The sequence below is a fragment of the Nitrosospira sp. Nsp18 genome (genome assembly GCF_900103145.1).
Lineage (GTDB): Bacteria > Pseudomonadota > Gammaproteobacteria > Burkholderiales > Nitrosomonadaceae > Nitrosospira.
The window spans coordinates 1-20,857 of record NZ_FMWY01000018.1 but is presented as its reverse complement, the minus strand read 5'-3'; the positions used below and the strand labels follow the sequence as shown (position 1 = coordinate 20,857).

General features: G+C 52.3%; 10 protein-coding genes. 8 read left to right on the top strand and 2 right to left on the bottom strand.

The window, feature by feature from the left end:
• Window positions 1–296 precede the first annotated feature (296 nt).
• The 6 genes from BLS94_RS09250 (at window position 297) to BLS94_RS09220 (ending at window position 10,208) form a co-directional block, all read left to right on the top strand.
• A complete protein-coding gene (locus BLS94_RS09250; RefSeq protein WP_090960083.1) occupies window positions 297–3,845 on the top strand; it encodes a DEAD/DEAH box helicase in 3,549 nt (1,182 codons plus the stop codon).
• Window positions 3,842–6,994, top strand: a complete 3,153-nt coding sequence (locus tag BLS94_RS09245) for a sacsin N-terminal ATP-binding-like domain-containing protein (RefSeq protein WP_090960080.1) — start codon at window positions 3,842–3,844, stop codon at window positions 6,992–6,994. The genes BLS94_RS09250 and BLS94_RS09245 overlap by 4 nt, the downstream gene beginning before the upstream one ends.
• 91 nt (window positions 6,995–7,085) lie before the next feature.
• Window positions 7,086–7,286 (top strand): hypothetical protein, encoded by a 201-nt coding sequence (locus tag BLS94_RS09240; RefSeq protein ID WP_090960077.1) that lies wholly within the window; start codon window positions 7,086–7,088, stop codon window positions 7,284–7,286.
• A 262-nt stretch (window positions 7,287–7,548) separates the two neighbouring features.
• Window positions 7,549–8,910: a DNA repair protein RadA gene (gene radA, locus BLS94_RS09230; protein ID WP_090960069.1), complete on the top strand. Its 1,362-nt coding sequence runs from the start codon at window positions 7,549–7,551 to the stop codon at window positions 8,908–8,910.
• Window positions 8,911–8,956: 46 nt separating this feature from the next.
• Window positions 8,957–9,775 carry an alkaline phytoceramidase gene (locus BLS94_RS09225; RefSeq protein WP_256325364.1) on the top strand — a complete coding sequence of 273 codons (819 nt, stop codon included), beginning with the start codon at window positions 8,957–8,959 and terminating at the stop codon, window positions 9,773–9,775.
• A 73-nt stretch (window positions 9,776–9,848) separates the two neighbouring features.
• Window positions 9,849–10,208 (top strand): group II truncated hemoglobin, encoded by a 360-nt coding sequence (locus BLS94_RS09220; protein ID WP_072768805.1) that lies wholly within the window; start codon window positions 9,849–9,851, stop codon window positions 10,206–10,208.
• A 139-nt stretch (window positions 10,209–10,347) separates the two neighbouring features.
• Here the strand turns inward: BLS94_RS09220 and BLS94_RS09215 are convergent, their stop codons facing one another.
• Both BLS94_RS09215 and ftsH read right to left on the bottom strand, forming a co-directional pair.
• A complete protein-coding gene (locus tag BLS94_RS09215; RefSeq protein ID WP_072768765.1) occupies window positions 10,348–11,712 on the bottom strand; it encodes a DEAD/DEAH box helicase in 1,365 nt (454 codons plus the stop codon).
• A gap of 471 nt (window positions 11,713–12,183) precedes the next feature.
• A complete protein-coding gene (ftsH, locus tag BLS94_RS09205) occupies window positions 12,184–14,019 on the bottom strand; it encodes an ATP-dependent zinc metalloprotease FtsH (RefSeq protein ID WP_218124783.1) in 1,836 nt (611 codons plus the stop codon).
• Between the two features lie 518 nt (window positions 14,020–14,537).
• Between ftsH and BLS94_RS09200 the strand changes: the two genes are divergently transcribed.
• Both BLS94_RS09200 and BLS94_RS09195 read left to right on the top strand, forming a co-directional pair.
• Window positions 14,538–16,277 carry an autotransporter assembly complex protein TamA gene (locus BLS94_RS09200; RefSeq protein WP_256325363.1) on the top strand — a complete coding sequence of 580 codons (1,740 nt, stop codon included), beginning with the start codon at window positions 14,538–14,540 and terminating at the stop codon, window positions 16,275–16,277.
• 51 nt (window positions 16,278–16,328) lie between these two features.
• On the top strand, window positions 16,329–20,216 hold the full coding sequence (locus BLS94_RS09195; RefSeq protein WP_176767842.1) for a translocation/assembly module TamB domain-containing protein: 3,888 nt from the start codon (window positions 16,329–16,331) through the stop codon (window positions 20,214–20,216).
• Window positions 20,217–20,857: the final 641 nt, after the last annotated feature.

Below are 20,857 nucleotides of genomic sequence, written 5' to 3'. Positions count from 1 at the left end.
ACAGGTTGGATTCGAGCGAAGAAATCTGGTATCAGTGTAAGTATTACAGTTTGGTGATCCAGTATCTTATTGATGAGCTAGAATAACCGATACTGTCGTCATTATTTTCGTGGATTTTGGCTGCTGTTAACAATTTCGCAGAACCATGAGCTTGCCTTCGGAATTTTTGCTTGCTTGGGACTCATTCCGTTAGCACCATTGTAAAGATACCCCCGATTTTCTCATCAAAATTGAAGCATATTGTTTACAGAGTTTTTTGCAAAAGTTAGGCGGCATATTTCAAGGAAAAAAATACGATGAACGCGCTCATAAGTCTTGCGACTACAGAACTGGAACAATTTCTTTTCAAGAATCTGCCTAAACTTGCCGACGATTGGTGGCAGAAGCATGTGATTGATCGTCTTTCATTTCAGCAGCAACGGCATGCTCAGGAAGGCCGCTACAAAATGCTATGTGATCTGGACTTCGCCGCTTTATTGCGTATTCTGGATCAAAACTGGTTCGAGCTTTCGAGCCAACTACCTCTAACAAAGGAGGCGCGGAACTGGGTAAAGGAATTGCAAACGGTGCGTAATAAGTGGGCACATCAGTCTGCAAAGGATACTCCCTCCAGTGAAATTTATCGTGATGCTGATACCCTGGGCCGGGTATTGAATGTGCTGGGCGCGGCTCCAGATATTCTAGCTATAGTCGAAGCCGCAAAGGCAGAGGCTCTTTCGCGTCTGGCAGGTACAAAGCGGGTAGTTGAGAAAACTCCGAGCAGCGCTATCGAGACGCCACAAACCACGTCCCTCTTCGCCGTTGGTAATCTTGTATCGCTGCGATCTAACCCGGCTGCGATTATGCCTGTTATTGAGGTACTGGAGGCAAGCGCCGGTGAGTATCGATACCGCTTATTCCAGAACAATATCAAAGTTACGTTTTACGAAAGCCAGCTTCAGGCTGTGATGGTCGAAGATCAACGGCATACACTCACAGTCGAAGCGCTTCACGCTCAACTGACCAGCCATCAACTTTTGTCCCCCTCGACGAAAAATCTATTTTCCCTCCGCTCAGGGCGGGTGAAGTTTATTCCTTATCAGTACCGTCCTGTGCTCAAGCTTATCCGGGCAGATCGTCCACGGCTACTTATTGCGGACGAGGTAGGCGTGGGTAAAACTATCGAGGCCGGGCTTATTATCAAGGAATTGCGGGCACGGATAGACCTTTCTTCAGTACTCATCATTTGCCCCAAGCCGCTCGTCTCAGAACGTAAATGGCTGCTGGAGATGAAGCGTTTTGGAGAAGACTTTACGTCCATGGATGGGCCACTTCTGAAGCATTGTTTGCAAGAAACTCATCTGGAAGGTGAGTGGCCGGAAAAATATTCGAAAGTGATTCTTCCATTTTCCCTGTTCGACGCGGACTTGATCCGTGGTCCTTCAGGAGGCCGAAAAGGCAAGAACATAGGACTTGATGACCTGGACCCTTTTCCAAAGTTCGACTTGGTCATCGTCGATGAGGCACATCATATCCGGAATTCGGAAACCTTCCTTCATCGAGGTGTCCGACACTTCTGCGAAAATGCTGAGGCAGTGATATTCCTGACTGCGACCCCGGTTCAACTAGGGAGCAAAGATCTTTATACACTGTTGAGTGTTTTGCGCCCTGATCTCATTATCGATCAGGCTAGTTTTGCACAGATGGCCGAGCCAAATCACTTTATCAATGCCGCAGTTCATCGGTGCCGTCTAGGGCAGTCCAACTGGGCGATTGAAGCACGCGAGCTACTCGATGAAGCTGCTCAGACTGAGTGGGGACGGCTATTTCTTCGCGAAGCCCCAGCTTTTCAGAAAACATACGATCAGCTTCAGGATGCGGTTCTGAATGATGCGGTTCGCGTGGAACTGACGGGTGCGATAGAAGGGTTTTATACCTTTAGCTCACTCATAAATCGCACTCGCCGCCGAGACATAGGCGAGTTTACGACACGAAAGCCTGAAACGCTGACTGTCGATTTTACGCCGCCCCAGAAAGAGCTGCACGATAGGTTGCTGGAGATCGTTACTAAAATTCTTGCGTTTTGCCATGGCAATCAAAATGTGAAATTCATGATGACCACAATTAGGCGGCAAGCAGCAAGCTGCCTGTATGGGCTTGCACCGCTGCTACAGGGCATCTTGTCAGGTAAGCTCGACCAACTGGAATTCATGGAGGCCAGCGATATGGATACCGAAGCTGATTTACGCTTCCTGGATCAGGTACGCGCCGACATTATTTCATTACTGGAAATGGCGGACAATCTTGATCCATATGACCCCAAGGTTGAGGCTTTCCTAAAGGCGATCAGGAACAAACAAATACGCGAGAACAACAAGGCTCTGGTCTTCAGTACGTTCCGACATACCTTGTCATATCTTGCAAGGCACACGGAGAAAGCAGGGCTGAGATACGGATTAATTCATGGCGGCATTCCAGACGAGGAGCGCTCAGAACTTCGACGTCGATTCCGTCTCCCGAAAGACGATCGGAATGCTCTGGATATTTTGCTTTCTTCAGAAGTCGGCTGTGAAGGACTGGATTTCGAGTTCTGCGACTTCCTCGTTAACTACGATTTACCGTGGAACCCAATGCGTGTCGAGCAGAGGATCGGTCGTATTGACCGTTATGGACAAAAGAGCGAGACCGTAGCCATCGTCAATCTCATTACGCCGGGAACAGTTGATGCGGAAATCTACGAACGCTGCTTGTGGCGAATTGGCGTGTTCCAGAGCGCTATCGGTGGGAACGAGGAAATTTTGGGTAAGATCACCCAAGAGTTGCATGACATTGCGGAGAGCTTTGACCTTACGCCGGAAGAACGGGAAAAGCGGCTAAAGCAACTTTCCGATAACGGCATTCGCCAAATTCAGGAAGAACAGGCGTTGGAATTGAAGCAAGCAGAACTGCTTGGATTGAACATCCCAAATCAGTCTTGGCAGAAAGATATTGAATCGGCCGAGAGCTATTGGCTGTCTTCAGCGGCACTTCAGTGTTGCGTTTCTTCATATCTTATAAAGCGGCTTAGCGCAGACCAAGAATATCTGCTAGGCGAAAAGGCACTTAAGACGCTCCGCCTAAGTCAGGAAGCTAGAGGAAAATTATTGGATGATTTCAAGCGCTCGCCTCGATCAACGGAGCCAGCGACAAGGGAGTGGGAAAAGTGGCTGAAAGGAGCGCAACCGACTGTCGCGGTCACTTTTGACCAAGAAGCTGCAGTAGAAAATTCCCGAGCATTTCACCTGTCCGTCACCCATCCGTTGGTTCGGCAAGCAGCGCAGTACCTCAAATCGGATGAGCCCGGTTATGCGGTGCTTGAGGTCAACAGCGAAGTGGTGACGCCGGGTGAATACCAATTTGGCATTTACCGCTGGACCAAACAGGGGATCAAGCAGGAAGAAACGCTAATGCCAGTAGTGGCTGACGCTGCGGTCGAGGAAAAGTTGCTTTTATTATTGCAAACGGCCACAACTCGAGAAGGTGGGTGCCTACCTGACAACTCCGAATTTGACGAGTTGGACGCTCAGCACTATAGCAAATGGGCGACAGCTCAGGCTAACCATATCGCCGAAAACCGGCAGCAAGTGGAATACCAGATTCAAAGTCTGACTGTTAGTCATAAAGCACGATATAAGGCAATTGAAGATCAACTCGATCGGACAACAAACGATAAGATTCGCATTATGAAACAAAGCGAACTGGACAGAACTGATTTGGACTGCAGTCGACGTATGGCGGAACTGGAGCAGGCTGCCAAAAGTGGCGACATTCATGCCATGCCGGTTTTGTTCGGCATAATAACAATCGCTAAGAGAAAAACACTGTGAATTTTATTGATGAAGTGCATCGTGACCGGGAGGACCTCGCTCGCGTCTTGAAGAAACACAAGGGTATTCGCAGGACCGTTGAAGAGCTATACCCAGACAGTGCCCATTTTATTTACGAACTGCTCCAGAATGCTGAAGACGCAGGAGCAACTGAAGCAAGCTTTACTCTTAATGATCATCTACTAAGGTTTGAACATAATGGTCGTCCCTTTACCAGGGAAGACATCTGGGCGATTACAGATATCGGCGAAGGGACTAAGGCCAATGATGAGGAAAAGATTGGGTGTTTCGGCGTTGGTTTTAAGGCTGTTTTTGCTTACACGGAGACACCTCATATCTGGTCCCCAACCTTCTCTTTCAAGCTATCTGATCTAGTGTTGCCTACAACAATTAGCCTATATAGCGGACTCGTTGAAAAAACACGTTTTGAATTTCCTTTCAATAACCCCAAAAAACCAACCAAGATTGCCTATGAAGAGGTTAAAGAACGGCTTGGTGAATTGTTGGACATTACATTGCTCTTTCTGACCAATTTGGAAACTATTCGTTGGCAAATCGGAACAGACGTGCATGGGGAAATAGTGCGATTGCAGCACTCCATCAACCATATTGAGGTGCGGAAAGATTTGGGAAAAAATACGGCCGCGAGTTCACATTTTCTGCGCTTTTCCGAGTTAGTCCCCCGCAAGCCAAAACTGCACGTATCAGTTGCTTTCGCTTTGGATTTTTTGCCCAATGTTACAAAATTTGATCAACAAGAATTACTTTCAACGCAACTAAAAATCAAACCTGCAAATCCGGGGCGAGTTGCTGTATTTTTTCCTGCCGAGAAGGAAACTTCGGGCTTGCGCTTTCATCTGCATGCCCCGTTTGTGCCGGAACTGAGTCGCGCAAGCGTTAAAGAAACAGATGCTAACAATCCGTTATTTGAACAGCTCGCCAAATTAACCTCTTCTTCTTTGCATCTCATCCGTGATCTGGGTCTCCTAAACGGTGAGTTTTTGGGCGTACTACCTAATTCGAATGATTCTATCCCGGCACGATATCAGGTTATTCGCAGAGCCATTATTGATGCGATGAACAATGAGTCCCTGACGCCAACCTATTCGCACTCACATGCACCAGCTAAAAATCTTTTGCAAGCTAGGGCATCGTTGAAATCCCTTTTATCAAAAGAAGATATTGTCTTTCTGATGGAGTCAACGGAGCGATCGCTTCAGTGGGCAATTGGTGCCACGCAAAAAAACAGCGATCAAGATCGATTCTTGAGCGGATTAGCTATAGCAAAATGGGATATTGAAGACCTTGTTGATTTACTCGAGGAAAAAGCTAAAGATGCTCCTTGGCAACAACTAGATAAACGTTTCATGAGATGGATCGCTAATAAACCGATTGAGTGGCATCGGCAGATGTACGCGTTACTCTACAAAGAACTCAGTTCTAGCAGTTCTAGCGATGACCTTTGCCAGCTGAAATCACTTCATCTCGTTCGTCTTAGTGATGGTAATTATAGTATCGGTAGCAAGTGTTATTTTCCAACTGATGGCGTTGTCCATGACGCTCTGTTTCCCACAGTCGATTGTGATATTTATTTGTCGGGCACAAGCAAAATCCAGCAAGAATATGTGAGGAAATTCCTTTATGCGGTCGGTGTTCGGGAAGTTGGCGAGGTAGATCAGGTTCAAAGGATTTTGCAGCAGCGATATACAGCAAAGGCTTTTAAGCCTGACATAAAGGACATAGGACGATTCGTTAGTCTCATTGAAGGGAGTCCTGCTCAGGCAAGGATCTTTTCTGATTTCCTTATTTTTAAACGCACAGATGACATGTGGGGTTCACCGAGGCACGTTTTTCTTGATTCGCCCTACCGGGAGACCGGGCTTTCTGCGTATTATAATGCCCTTGGAGAAGATGCAAATAAGAAAAAATTGTCAGATTTGTATCAGCAGCAAGCAATAATCACAAAGGAGAGGCTGCGAAAGTTCGCTGAAGCTGTTGGGGTGCAAGCAAAGCTGGAGATTAAAAATCAATGCGCAACAAAACATCTCTTATGGAAAGAGTTGGCGATTGATTATCGTTGGCCGAGAGTAAAATTCACTTCCACAGGAATTAATGATGATTGGTTTATCCCTGATCTGGAAAGACTGTTAAAGGTGCCATCTGAAGCGCTTTCACGCTTGCTATGGAAGACGTTGTGCGAAGCCCAACCTCTAATATTAAAAGCGCGCTTTCGCCCAAACCAGCAATACCCGACCAGAGAGGCAACGTCTTCATTAGTGATCTGGCTTCAGAAGTCCTCATGGATTCCGCAACAGAACGGCGAATTCGTTCGCCCATCCCACGCATCCAGAGACCTTCTGCCTAAGGGCTTTCCGTTTGATGAGGGCTATGAGTGGCTACATACAGTTGGTTTTGGCGAGGAAGAGCATAAAAAATCTGAAGAATATCGTAGAAAACGATCAGCTGCAGCAGAATTAGGTATCGCTAGCGAGGAGGTCTTAAAGGAATTCCAATGGATCGCAGGTCTTGATCCTGAAGAACGGCAACATCTGAAAGAGATTTTTGAGCGTGAGCGGCAAACCGAGCTACCAGAAAACATATCAAGCAATCCGGTCCAGCGAGCAGCGCGTGTTGGGGCACAGGCTATTGATGCGCCAGAACGCAGAACGGAGATTCGTTCACGAGCAGTACCATTAAACCAGGGAGCCATCAAGCAGGAGGCCCGATCCTATCTCCGTAATCAATACACAAACTCAGATGGTGAAACGATATGTCAAGCTTGTAAAACTCCGCTTCCCTTTAAACTGGATGACGGTAGTTATTACTTTGAGACCGTCGAATTTCTTGCAATTAAGAATGGTTTGGATGGATTAAAGAAGCATTACTACCAGAATTATCTGGGGTTATGTCCTAACCACAGCGCGATGTTTCAACATGCAAATGATGCACCAGAGTTAATGAAGGAGATGTTTATAGAATTGGAAGGGAACAAGCTTGAGGTTCTTCTCGCACAAAAGACCGCTACGATATATTTTACTCAGACACATATTGCTGATCTAAAAAAAGTTATTCAAATTGATAATAGCACTGAGGATATGGAGAATGGTGAAGAAGAGGATGAAAGTTTTCCCCTGATGGGTATTGTATGAGACGGAGTTTATCCGTAGTTAAACGCAATCCACCACATTGAGCGAACGGATTAAAATGGCGTTGTCAAAATATCAAACGAATGGAGAGGATATGAGCGACATAAAACTGATTGAAAAACAGATTGAAGACCTTGGTGATAAAGCTTTCGCGGAGCTAGCTGCGTGGTTTGCCGATTACGAAAATAGCAGATGGGACCGGCAAATTGAAACAGATTCCGATGCCGGCAAATTCGATGCTTTCATGGAAGAAGCGTTGACTGAACACCAGAATGGGAAAACAACTCCACTTTAGACGCCTTGAAGCATTTCACTTCCACTCGTTTCTGGCGTTGTTATCAACAATTGCCGACAATGGTTCGTGACCTCGCCGACAAGAATTTCCTGCTTTTGAAACAGAATCCTTCCCACCCGTCGTTACAATTCAAAAAGATTGGAAAAGTTTGGTCCGCCAGAGTCGGTGTGCATTACCGCGCAATTGCTGCAGAAACCGATAAAGGATTGATCTGGCTCTGGATCGGTAGCCATGCGGACTATGACAAATTATTTTCTTGAGAATGGCTAAACCCAAATCCACCTATTCCTGCACCGAGTGCGGCGGCCAGACCTTGAAATGGCAGGGCCAGTGCCCGCATTGCCAGGCATGGAACACGCTGGTCGAAGCGATCTCCGAAAAAGCCGTGACCCGCTTTACGCCGGTATCCGAAACAGGACAGGTGCAAAGCTTAAGCGAGGTGAAGACGGGGGAGGAACAGCGTTACTCCACCGGCATGGCCGAGTTTGACCGGGTATTGGGCGGCGGCCTGGTGCATGGTGGCGTGGTGCTGCTGGGGGGAGATCCGGGAATAGGCAAATCGACGTTGCTGCTGCAAGCACTATGTCATATGTCGCAAATATCCGCTACGTCCAATGTGTTGTATGTAAGCGGCGAGGAGTCCGCGCAGCAGGTGGCGCTGCGGGCACAACGCATGACCCTGGATGCCAGGGAGATACATTTTCTGGCAGAAATACGGCTGGAGAAAATCCAGGTGGCATTGGCGGAACGCAAACCGGATGTAGCGGTGATCGATTCGATCCAGACGATTTATTCCGACGCGCTGCAATCGGCGCCGGGTTCGGTCGCCCAGGTGCGCGAGTGTGCCGCTCAACTGACGCGGCTCGCCAAGGCAAGCGGCACCTGTATCATTCTGGTGGGGCACGTCACCAAGGAAGGGGCGCTGGCCGGTCCGCGCGTGCTGGAGCATATGGTGGACACGGTGCTCTACTTCGAGGGCGACACCCATTCGAGTTTTCGCCTGATTCGAGCTTTCAAAAACCGCTTCGGCGCAGTGAATGAACTGGGCGTGTTCGCCATGAGCGAAAAAGGTTTGCGTGAGGTGAGCAATCCTTCGGCTCTGTTTCTTTCCCACCACGGCGGGCAGGTGCCGGGCTCGTGCATCATGGTGACGCAGGAAGGCACGCGGCCGCTGCTGGTGGAAATCCAGGCGCTGGTGGATGAGGCCCATGCGCCTAATGCCAGAAGGCTCAGCGTGGGGCTGGAACAGAACCGCTTGGCGATGTTGCTGGCGGTATTGCACCGCCACGCCGGCATCGGGTGCTTTGATCAGGATGTGTTCGTCAATGCGGTGGGCGGTGTGAAAATTACAGAGCCGGGTGCAGATCTGGCGGTATTGCTGGCTATTGTTTCTTCACTCAAGAACAAGCCGCTGCCGGAGAAAACGGTGGTGTTCGGTGAAGTTGGGCTGGCGGGAGAAATACGTCCGGTCCAGCGCGGCCAGGAACGGCTGAAAGAAGCCGCGAAGCTGGGTTTTGTTCAGGCTATCGTTCCCAAGGCCAACAAGCCGAAGCAGGCAATTTCCGGCATCGAGGTTATTGCAGTGGAACGGGTGGAGGAAGCGGTTGCGCAAATGCGGCGGTGAAGCGCTGCAGTGGATATAACTCGGGAGAAGGGGCATGGAGGGTCGGATGCGTTCCCGGTTGTGGTGGCTGGGCATTCTTTCGGGCGGGATGTTCGTGATTGCAGCGATTGTGCCGCCTATTCCCCAGCCCCTGGAATATCATCAGTTTGCCGATGCGCGCGCTTATTTCGGCATTCCCAATTTTTTAAATGTGTTTTCAAATGTTGCCTTTCTGTTTGTTGGAATAGCCGGCTTGAAGTTTTTGCTTGTACTGCGCGCTGGCCGGTCGCAGGTAGCTGAAGTTTTCATCGAGTCGCGGGAACGCTGGCCTTACCTGATTCTTTTCCTGAGCGTGGCAATGACTTGCTTTGGCTCAGGTTATTATCACCTGATGCCCGATAACGACCGCCTGATGTGGGACCGGCTACCGATTGCCATCGGTATAACCGCGCTGCTCGCCGCAACGCTCAACGAGCGTGTCAATCCAAAGCTGGGCTCGCGGTTGCTGCCTGTGCTGATCACGATTGGAGCAGGAACGGTGGTGCATTGGCACTGGAGTGAACAGCATGGCGTCGGCAACCTGAACTTTTACGTCTTCGTACAGTTCTATTCATTGCTGGCGGTTATTCTGCTCGCCATTTTTTTTCGGTCGAGATATACCGGCGGCGCTGATATTTACGTGGTGCTTACGTTCTATGGCTTTGCCAAGCTTGCGGAACTCGAGGATCAGGAAATTTATGATCTCGGTCATTTGATAAGCGGTCATACGGCAAAGCATCTGCTTGCTGCCGCCGGCGTTTACTGTATCCTGCACATGCTTGGAAAACGCGAGCCGCTGCCGAGAAAATTGGAACGGCCGGGGCCGCGCGTTGCACGCTTGTCGTAGCGCTTGTATAGCGACTGATAGTTGAAGAATAAGATAGGAGAGTGAAGTGCATCTTGTAGAAGCTTATGAACTGATGGGTGGTGAAACAGCTGTTCGTCGCCTGGTAGACCGCTTTTACGACCTGATGGATGAGGATCCGGACTATTACGGCATACGTAAACTGCATCCGCAGGATTTGGCCAGTTCGAGAGACAAGTTGTTCATGTTTCTGTCCGGTTGGACAGGCGGTCCATCCTTGTATACGGAAAAACATGGCGAACCGCGCCTGCGAACCCGCCATAAGCCTTTCCCCATAGCCGCTCCGGAGCGTGACCAGTGGTTGGGTTGCATGAATCGTGCCATGGCGGACGTTGGGCTGGACGAGGAATTGTGCAAAAATCTCGCCAAGGCTTTCTATCAGACTGCCGATTTCATGCGTAACCAGCCAGAATAAGAGAACGATTTATTCGTGCCATGCTGCCATACCCTGGCAACTGGTATGGCATATCGGGGAACTGTACCATTTAATGTGAATGGCCCGGATTCAGCGTTGAAACCGCTGAATCCGGGCCATTCACATTAAACGTGATCTGTTATTTGGTTCTGAAGTGAGATCCGGGAGCGCTGCTATTTCTGAATGTATTTCCCGCTGCAGTACTCCGCGTACCCGTACGATTATCACCAAACGAACGGCTGCGGCTATTATCCCAGTTTCCGTTGGCACTATTGGGAGTGCTGGAGCGTCCGCCGTCGTTCGCCCATGTGCGATTGCGCTTATGGGCGACGCTGGGCGCGCCACCCGTTCCGGTGCGCGGCTTGAATCGGGGCTCAAGACCAGGCACCACGTGCGATTCGATTCGCTGCCCGGTGAAGCGTTCGATCTTTTTCAAGGTAATGCCGTCTTTGCCCGAAGCAAATGATACTGCGATCCCTGATGCGCCGGCACGGCCGGTGCGACCAATACGATGCACATAGTCTTCAGCAAATTTTGGCAGATCGAAATTGATGACGTGGGTGATGCCTACCACGTCGATTCCACGTGCCGCTACGTCGGTTGCCACGAGCACCCGCAGTGCGCCGCCGCGCAGCTTGGTTAGCGTACGCGTACGATCACGCTGATTCATGTCGCCGTGTAATGCCGCGGCTTCATGGCCCTGGGCGGAAAGGTTATCTGCAAGCGTATCTGCATCGCGCTTGGTGGCGGTAAAGACGATGGCCTGTTTCAAGGCCAGATCACGTAAAAGATGATCCAGCAGTCGATTTTTGTGAGAAAGGTCGTCGACATAATGCAGCCGTTGCTCGATATTATCGAGTCGCGCCTGCTGTGCCGCAACCTGAATGCGTTTCGGGGCTTTCAGCAGCCGCGCCGCGACATTGTCTATCGCGCTATCCAGGGTGGCTGAAAACAGCAGGGTTTGGCGAGTTGCCGGCGTAGCGGAAGCGATTCTTTCCACATCATCGATAAAGCCCATGTCGAGCATGCGGTCGGCTTCGTCCAGCACCAGCATTTCCAGGCGCGAAAAATCGATACGGCCCCGCTGGATATGGTCGATCAACCGTCCAGGCGTCGCTACCAGAATATCTACCGGTTGCGAAAGCAGTTTATTTTGCAGCGGGTATGGCATGCCGCCAAGAATGCTCACGACCCTGACGCGGGGCAGATGCTTGCCGTATTTGGCAGCGGATTCGGATACCTGAAGTGCGAGCTCGCGCGTCGGCGTCAGGACCAGCACGCGTGGTCCACGGCTGTGTACACTGGATGGCGTGGCAAGGCGGTGCAGCGCCGGCAACATGAATGCAGCAGTTTTGCCTGTACCCGTCTGGGCGGAAGCCATGATGTCGTGACCAGCCAGTAATTCGGGAATGGCTTGTTCCTGAATGGCGGTGGGTGTGGTGTAGCCGGAGTCGATAATAGCTTTGAGGATAAGCGGGTGTAGATTCAGATTTTCAAAAGACACGTTGTTTTTTTCCTATTAAGTGAAAAAATATGCACCTCATAAAAATTCGAGGTTCGAGGCCAAACGGAGCATGATCAAAAGTTTTGCTGCTTGCAGTTATTGACATGCAGGGAGCAATTTCTTTTGCGCTTGTCTCGGCCAGAAACCCGGACTCATAGAAGCGCTTTAACGCGCGCAAACAGAAAAGGTTGCCGAAATTGATGGGCAAAATACCGTTGGCGCAAGCGTACATATAAGACATCGCCGCTAACCACGGTACCGCACAATTTCCGTTGGAGGCTTGAAAATCGAAGAGAGGTCAGGAACGATGAACCGATAAAAACCCGGAAAGACAGTAGGGGCTTTTCATCGAAGCGGCGAGTATACATGAATCAGCGTTCGCGTATAAAATATTTTTTATATTTTTTAAAAAAATGATGAGGGTTGGCAAGCTAGACGAAACCCGTCCCGCTTATCGGCTCTTCTTCGACATCAGGCTATCGCCGGAGGCGCGATTTGCGCGACTATCTCGCGCTTTAACACTTCTATCTGAGGCTCGTTCAGGGTCTCGGTCTTGAGCAGTTCGTCAGCGGCCCGATCAAGCAGCGCACGGTTAACCGTTAGAACGCCAATTGCGCGTTCCAGGGCATGATCGACAAGCGTGCGCACGGCGCTATCGACCGCATTTGCGGTTTCCTCGCTATAGTCCCGGCTTTGAGGCATCGGTATGCCGGGCTGAAGGTAAGTCGATCGTTCGCGATCATAGGCGACGTGGCCCAAGGCGTCGCTCATGCCGTAGCGCAGCACCATCGCGCGCGCGAGGTCCGTTGCGCGGATAAGATCATCGGATGCGCCGGTCGATATCTCACTGAATACCACTTGCTCCGCCGCGCGGCCGCCCAGCAGTACGGCCATTTTGTTTTCCAGCTCGGCCTGCCTCATTAGAAACCGGTCTTCCGTGGGACGCTGGATCGTGTAGCCCAGTGCGCCGATGCCGCGGGGAATGATGGAAATTTTGTGCACCTCGTCAGTGCCTGGCAAGGCCAGTGCTACCAGAGCATGGCCTAGCTCATGGAATGCGACGACGCGCCGCTCTTCGGGGTTAAGCAGACGGTTGCGTTTCTCAAGGCCGGCAACGACGCGCTCTATCGCGTTATTAAAATCATCCATTGTTACTGACGTACCGGATCGCCGGGTTGCAAGCAGGGCCGCTTCATTGACCAGATTCGCCAGATCTGCTCCAGTGAAGCCCGGGGTCAACGCCGCGATCTGCTCAGGCTTGACATTGGTATCGAGCGACACTTTTTTCAGATGAACGGCGAGAATCTGTTCACGGCCCAATTTGTCCGGCCGATCCACCAGCACCTGGCGGTCGAACCGCCCAGCCCGCAACAATGCGGGATCGAGGATCTCGGGCCGGTTGGTTGCGGCCAGAAGCACCACGCCGCTTTTTGGATCGAAACCATCAAGCTCAGCCAATAACTGGTTCAGTGTTTGTTCTTTTTCGTCGTGCCCGCCCATCCCATATGCGCCACGAGCTCGCCCCAGTGAATCCAGCTCATCGATAAAAATAATGGCGGGCGCCATTTGTCGTGCCTGCTCAAATAAATCGCGCACTCGGGCAGCGCCGACGCCGACGAACATCTCGACGAACTCGGAGCCGGAAATGGAAAAAAACGGGACACCCGCCTCGCCTGCGACCGCGCGGGCCAAGAGCGTCTTGCCGGTACCGGGCGGCCCCACCAGCAGGATACCTTTGGGCACGCGTCCGCCCAGGCGGCCATACTCTTTGGGGTCCTTCAGGAAATTGATGATTTCCACCAATTCTTCTTTTGCTTCATCGACGCCGGCGACATCCGTGAAGGTGACTTTGGTTTCTGTCTCCACGAATACTTTGGCACGGCTTTTGCCGATCGACATCAGGCCGCCGCTCATTCCCCCCGGATTCATGCGTCGAATGATAAATAGCCAGATTCCGACAAAAATAGCCATCGGTAGGAGCCAGGACAGCAAGTCCCGAACCCACGTGCTCTGAACCACTCCGGTATAAGTAACGTTGTGCTTATCCAGCTTATCAGCCAGTTCGGACTCTACGCGCGTGGTAACGAAATCCTTTATGCCATCGGCGCCTTCGTTCTTGAGCGTGCCGTAAATATGATTTTCGGTGATCGCGATCTCCGCGATCTTGTCCTGATCGAGCAATTCATGAAAGCGGCTGTAAGGGATTGGCTCAACCTTTGTGTATTTCGTGTACATATTCTGTACAACCAGAATGCCGAGTATCGCAATAATGACGTACCAGAAATTGATTTGTGTTTTCTTGTCTATGGGATTTCCCATCTGTTTTATCTTATCCATACCATTTCCTCATTGCAAAGTGCTTGTGCCTAGAGACAATTCGGCAAAGGGTTTGTTCAGCATGGCGCGGGCCGCGCAAAGGTTTGCGCATGGCGTATGCATGATATGCACAAAAAAGTCGCTTCAGCACAGGGCATACAGGATTGAAACTGCATTTTATTTCGTTAGCCAGAACGGCGCACTCAATGAGCGGCCCTGCGACCCCTCGGCTTGACGGCGAAACACTAAATGAGTTCTACTTTGTTAGTCCGCCTGGACCGCCAAATAGAAGCATAGGCGAAATTGCATAGAAATCAATGGTATTGCTGGCTCCCAGCTCGATAAACAGCTGTAGGGGCATACGCCAGTCTCTCAATTCACCGTCCAGATTCACTTATTTTTCGCGGGCTCTGGTAGCGTATTCAAACAGCCCGCCCTCGTCCATGTCTGTTGCGAAATCCTTTTCTTATTTCCACCCGGCGCGAATACGGATATCACCACGGCTTCTGGTGCTCATCCTTTTCACGCTGGGAAATAGCGGCGCCGTCAGTGCACAGCAATCCGTCGCCAAAAACACGCCGCCGATGGTCACTGTTTCAGCCCCGGAGCCGTTGCGTGATTTGCTGAAAACACATTTTCAGCTGCCGATTACGCAACTGGTCGATGAAACCGACCGCGCGACTTTCCTGCGCCGGGCCCGGAAGCAGATAAGCGAGTTGCTCGCGACCGAAGGCTACTTCACGCCGACCATAACCTTGCATTCGGCCACGCCCCATACTGCCCCCGCGACAATCCCGGTGCTGGAAGTCATGCCGGGGCCCCGCACCCTCGTTACTGAGGTCGATATCAAATTCAGGGGAGATCTGGCAGCTGATGAGCCCGGGCGGCGCGCTCGTATCGAAAAGCTGCGAGCTGCCTGGTCCCTGGGCGCGGGTCAGCCATTTCGCTCGCCAGCGTGGGAAGAAGCCAAAGCAATACTCTTATCCAGCGTGGCGACGGAGGATTATGCCGCCGCGGAGATAGAGGAAAGCAAGGCGAAGGTGGATTCCGATACTCATGAGGCGCGGCTATTGGTTGTAGTGGACTCCGGTCCTGCTTTCCGCTTTGGGGATCTGGAGATAAAAGGGCTCAGCCGCTACGATCGCACGCTGATAACTGGACTGGCTCCGTTCAGAACTGGCGATTCTTATCGACGAGACCAGTTGCTCTCATTCCAGACGAAACTGCAAAACCTGCCGCAGTTCAACTCAGCAGCCGTCAACATTAAACCTGATGCAGTGACGCATCAGGCAGCACCGGTGGAGGTCGTTTTATCGGAGGCTCAATCGCAGCGCGTCTCGGTTGGGGCAGGCTACAGTTCCAATACCGGCGGGCGAGGCGAGATCAATTACACCAACAATAATTTTCTGGACCGTGCATTACTGCTGAATGGCGGATTGCGCCTGGAACAAAAGCGTCAAACTCTATCTACCACCGTCGAAAGCATGCGGGACCAGGCCGGCCGCTGGTTTTCCCTGGGAGCAGGCGCCGAAAGAACTTTTATTCAGGAACTGGAAACCGTACGCGAGAAGGTGGGCATAAGCCGTAATCAGCTGCATGACAAAACGGAAACCCGCTTTGCGCTTAACTGGCAACGGGAAGACCGGGCGCCAACAGGGGGCCTGCACCAGATAAACCAGACTTTGGTGTTGGACGGACAGTTACGCTATCGTTCGGTGGATGACCCTTTATTTCCGCGGGATGGCAATGTAACGGAACTGCGTATCGGCGGTGGAAGCAAACAGGCGCTATCTGATCAAGATTTTCTGCGTACCTATATAAGACACCAATTCTGGTACCCCATCGGGAAACGCGACGTGCTGTTGCTGCGCGGTGAGCTGGGGTATACGTTTGCACCATCGCGCTTCGGCATCCCTCAGGAATACCTGTTCCGCGCGGGTGGCATCCAGTCGGTGCGAGGTTATGCATTTCAGCGTTTGGGTGTACGCGAGGGTGAAGCCATAGTGGGCGGCCGAGCCCTGGCCACTGGTACGATTGAATACAACCACTGGTTCACGCGTGAGTGGGGCGCTGCCGTCTTTACCGATATCGGTGACGCTGCCGACAGTGTACGGCAGCTTGACCTTGCGGTTGGATATGGAGGGGGTGTCCGCTGGCGTAGCCCCGTTGGGCCGCTGGCGCTCGATCTCGCGCGCGGGCAACGTGACGGCAAATTACGCCTGCATTTTTCGATCGCCGTGGCGTTCTAAAAAAACGCTATGCCGAACTTTCCAGACGAAGGCCAAACTGAAAAATCAGTTATGAAAAAATGGCAATGGACGGCGCTAGTGTTTGCTGCCCTCATTATCCTGACCGCGGGCATCGGTCTCTGGCTATCAACAAGCACTTCGGGACTGAAATCCCTCGCATCAGCAGTATCCCATATCAGCGGCGGCAAGCTCTCGCTTGAAGGACTGGATGGAGCGCTTTCCGAATCAATTACCGCACGGACCATTCGCTTTGCGAGTGATGATCTGCTTGTCATCGCAAGAGATGTACAACTGAACTGGCAACCCGGTGAGTTGCGTTCGGGCCATTTGAAGATTACAGCGCTATCCGCGAAAGAAGTGGAGATAGTTTCGCCACCCTCTTCGCAACCAAAATCTTTGCCCGCAAGCCTGGAATTACCTTTTTCGCTGTCTTTGCACAAACTCCATATTGGTACGTTACGCGTAATGAATGAAGAGGGCGGCAGGCCCGCATTTGTGGCGACAGAGTTCACGGCAGGGTTGGAAAGCGACGGCCGGAGGCATCAGTTATCCGGGTTGCGCATCAACCTCGAATTCGGCAGGCTGATCGCGTCGGGGCAGTTGGACGGTACCAGGCCGTTCGATCTGCATGCCGAGGCAGAATTGGCCGAGTTTATGAATTTCGATTTCCCGACGATTGAAACCAGCGGTTCGCGTATTTCCGCGATCATCAAAGGCAACCTGGAGCGGCTCCATATTACGGCGAAAGGGAGCGGCGGGGGATTGACAGGGCAGGGCGAAGCACAACTACAGCCCTATGGTCCTGTTTTTATCGCCGGCCTAGGCTTGTCTGTGAGCGGGCTTGATCCGCATGTTTTTTCTGCCGATGTGCCAGCAGCGAGTCTTACGGTGCAGGCAAATTTGCACGAGGTCGCTGCCGGGCAGCTTGCGGGCAGCATTTTCGTAGAGAACAATGCGCCAAAGCCGCTTAACCAGGGCGGCTTACCTGTGGTTCAGGCGCGTGCGCAACCGATACTATCTGCCGAATTGCTCCAGTTCAACGATTTGACGTTGATGACGACAGGTGGGGGAACCATTTCAGGAAGCCTTGCCTGGCAGCTTAAGGACGCGACAGGATCAGCGGATCTGATAATCAGTCGCATCGATCCCGCCAGGCTTGATACGCGCCTGCGCCCGGCGCGCCTGAATGGTAAGGTAAAGCTCAGCGGCGACATGCAGAATCAAAACGCTATTCTGTCGCTTCACGACAGGACGCTGTCTCTGGACGCCCATGTGGTACGGGCAGGTGACGCCTTGACGCTGGATAAGCTGCACCTCAGCCATGGCCGGTCCCGGCTTGCAGGTCTAGGCAAACTTGGGCTAAGTGGGCCACAGGCATTTAATTTCAAAGGCAGCCTCCAGAATTTCGATGTTTCCGCATTTGCACAGGCGCCGCAAACCAGCCTCAACGCGGCGGTGGAGCTGGCGGGCGAACTGGAACCCGAAGCGACAGGCGGGACAGTGACTGGCCCCGCAGGCACAATAAATTTCAAGATGGGGAACAGTCACGTGGCGAAACAGCCCGTGAGTGGCCATGGTCGGGTCGAAATTGCAGGTTTCAGTAGAGCCAAGGGTGAGGTCGAGGTGCGGCTCGGCAGCAATCATGTCACCGCGCGCGGAGGCTTCGGCCGCAAGGGCGACCAGCTGCAGGTTGAGCTTGCCGCACCGGCTCTTGTACAGATCGGGCACGGATTCAGCGGCTCCCTTACTGCCAAAGTGGTGCTGGAGAGCGGTTCTGCCGATTTTTCAGAACGTGGATTTCAATGGCCGGATATGACGTTTAATGCAAAAGGAAATAATCTCGCACTTCCAGGCGAGCACCATTTTGGCGCCATTGGGGCCAGTGGCAGCCTGCATGGCGACATCGTCGCATTAACGATAACGGCGGCGGATTATGCAACAAAGACCAAAACGATGTTGCAAAATCTGAAGCTGGAAGTGGAAGGTAAAAGATCGCGGCACGAAGTGCGGATAGCGGCTCGCCTGAATGACCAACAGAGTCTGGCGCTGCGAGCAGCGGGGGAATTGAACAAACCGGTTCAGCAGTGGGAAGATGCGCAATGGCTGGGAGAAGTGTCCGAACTGTCGGGAACCGGCCGATTTTCCCTTCAGCTGGCAGGTATGGCGCCGCTGGGTATTAGCGCCAGGCACGTATCGTTTGGCGCAGCAAAGTTTATCGTTGCCGGCGGAATCGCGCAGATCAACGGAATTGAGTGGACGCCTCAAAAATGGAGTAGTAAGGGTTATTTTACCGGGATTGGACTGCGCCCTGGCGCCGATGCAGTCAAGAACGGGTCGAAAGATAATGAGGTGCTTCGGCTGGGCGGCAAATGGGATATCGCATCGGGGACGCGGCTGGTGGGCAGCCTTAACATTGCACGTGAAAGCGGCGATTGGATATTGCCGGGCGACTCGCCGCTGCCACTGGGTTTGCAGACGCTCCAGCTCGCAGCCCAGGCCGTAGACGGGAGATTAGCGGGAGAATTCAAAGCAAGAGGAAAGCGCCTGGGTGAGGCGAGTGCCTCAATCTCCATGCCTGTCACAAGATCTGCCGAGTCTGCCATGAACTGGACTGTACTACCCGATGCAGCCCTCACCGGAAATCTACTCGTCGATATGGATGATATTTCCTGGGCTGGACCGGCATTCGATGACAATATAAGGACGGGGGGGCGGCTTGCCTTACGAGCGGATGTCGTCGGAACTTTCGGCAGTCCGCGTCTGGAAGGGCAGATACACGGCGACGATCTGGCGTTGGCGCTGCTGGAGCAGGGCGTGCGGCTTGAGCAGGGAAAGCTGGCGGCGAGCTTCGACCAGGAATCCTTGTATATGGAGGTTCTGAATTTTACCGCCCCCCATGTACCCCCGCCCAATGACCGACTGCTCAAAAACCTGAAGCTCGCCAAGGGACCGGGTAGCCTGAGCGCATCGGGCATGATGGATTTAAAGGGGCAACGCGGTAATCTGGAAATTATCGCCGATCTCGTGCCGCTGGCACAGCGACCGGATCGCTGGATTATTGCTTCGGGAAATGGCCGTGCCAGCCTGGCCAACAACATGCTCACCTTGAAGGGCAGCCTTGCCGCAAACGTGGGGTTAATTGCCCAGCCAGCAGCCGGTAGCCCGCACTTGCCGGATGATGTCATCGTTACCGGAGGAGCGTCCACTGACCATCAGCCCGACCGGAAGGGCCTGCGGGTCGATATGGAGGCCAACCTGGATCTGGGCGATCAATTCTATATCCGTGCGTCAGGTCTCGAGGGAAGACTGGCCGGCCAGTTGAGCCTGCGCGGCGAGCCGGGGCATCGATTGCAAGCCATTGGCACTATCGCTGCGCGCGATACCAGCTTCGAAGCTTATGGCCAACGTCTGGCGGTAGAGCGGGGTATCGTCGATTTCAAGGGACCAATTAACGATCCCGCGCTAAATGTGCTTGCTGTGCGCAAGGGGCTGCCGGTAGAGGCCGGCGTCGAAGTGGCCGGAAGCGTGCGACAACCTAAAGTACGACTGGTATCTACCCCGCTTGTGCCCGATCTCGAGAAACTTTCATGGATCGCGCTGGGCCGCGCCCCTGGAGGAAAGGCGGATGCATCATTGTTGCTCGCTGCGGCCGCGTCTATTCTGGGCGGGCAATCGGGGGGCATCACGGACAAGATCAGCCAGGCGATCGGCGTGGATGAGCTAACCATAAAGCAGGCGGGAAGCGATGCCTTGATGGGGCAGGTCGGCGTTGTCGGCAAACGGCTTTCGAAGCGAGCCTATATCAGCTATGAACAAGGACTGACGGCTGTGGTCGGCGTAACCAAACTTACCTATACCCTTACCCCCAGAATCAATCTCGTCACGAGGGCGGGTATTGATAATGCGATAGATGTGCTTTATACGTTACGGTTCGACTGAATATTTGCATGCCGGGACAGCCCCGCCTGGTTTTTGGTGGCTCGAACATAAGCGTGGGCGCCTTGGAAAGGGCTAACGGAAATATCCTTAGTCGAATAATACACAAAAGCTGAAAGGAGTTTCCCGCTTCACCATCCAGGACTCGAGACTCATCCGTAAAGTCACCTGCCTCAGCATTCATCCCTGAAGTTACGCGTCGCTAATGCTTTGCCTTCGTCATCCGGCAAGAACTGTCTCTTGAGCGGCAATCAAGCTGCTCGTGCGCACCCCTTGCTCGGCGCCAATAGCGTTATAGCGCGAGATTAGTCAAGCGATGATCCCAAGTCTGTTTTTTCCGAAAACCTTCATGAAAGTTGACATTTATCAAGGTTTCGCGGTGCGTTGCGCAATACGATTTGATACCGGATAAGAGAGTCCGATTATCTTTAATGCCCAACCGGAGCGACCTTGGATTTCTCCGCGGAAGAAGCTAATAAAGCCGGTAATTATCAAGGTTTCTATATCCGCTTTGGATAAGGATTTTCGTCATTGGCAATCAGCGACCAGGTGGGGGGAGATATGAGTAGCAAAGCAGCAGCAACCATAGTTGGGATTGTGGCGACCGCATTGTATTCCGGACTGGGAATGGCGGCAGCGGCGGA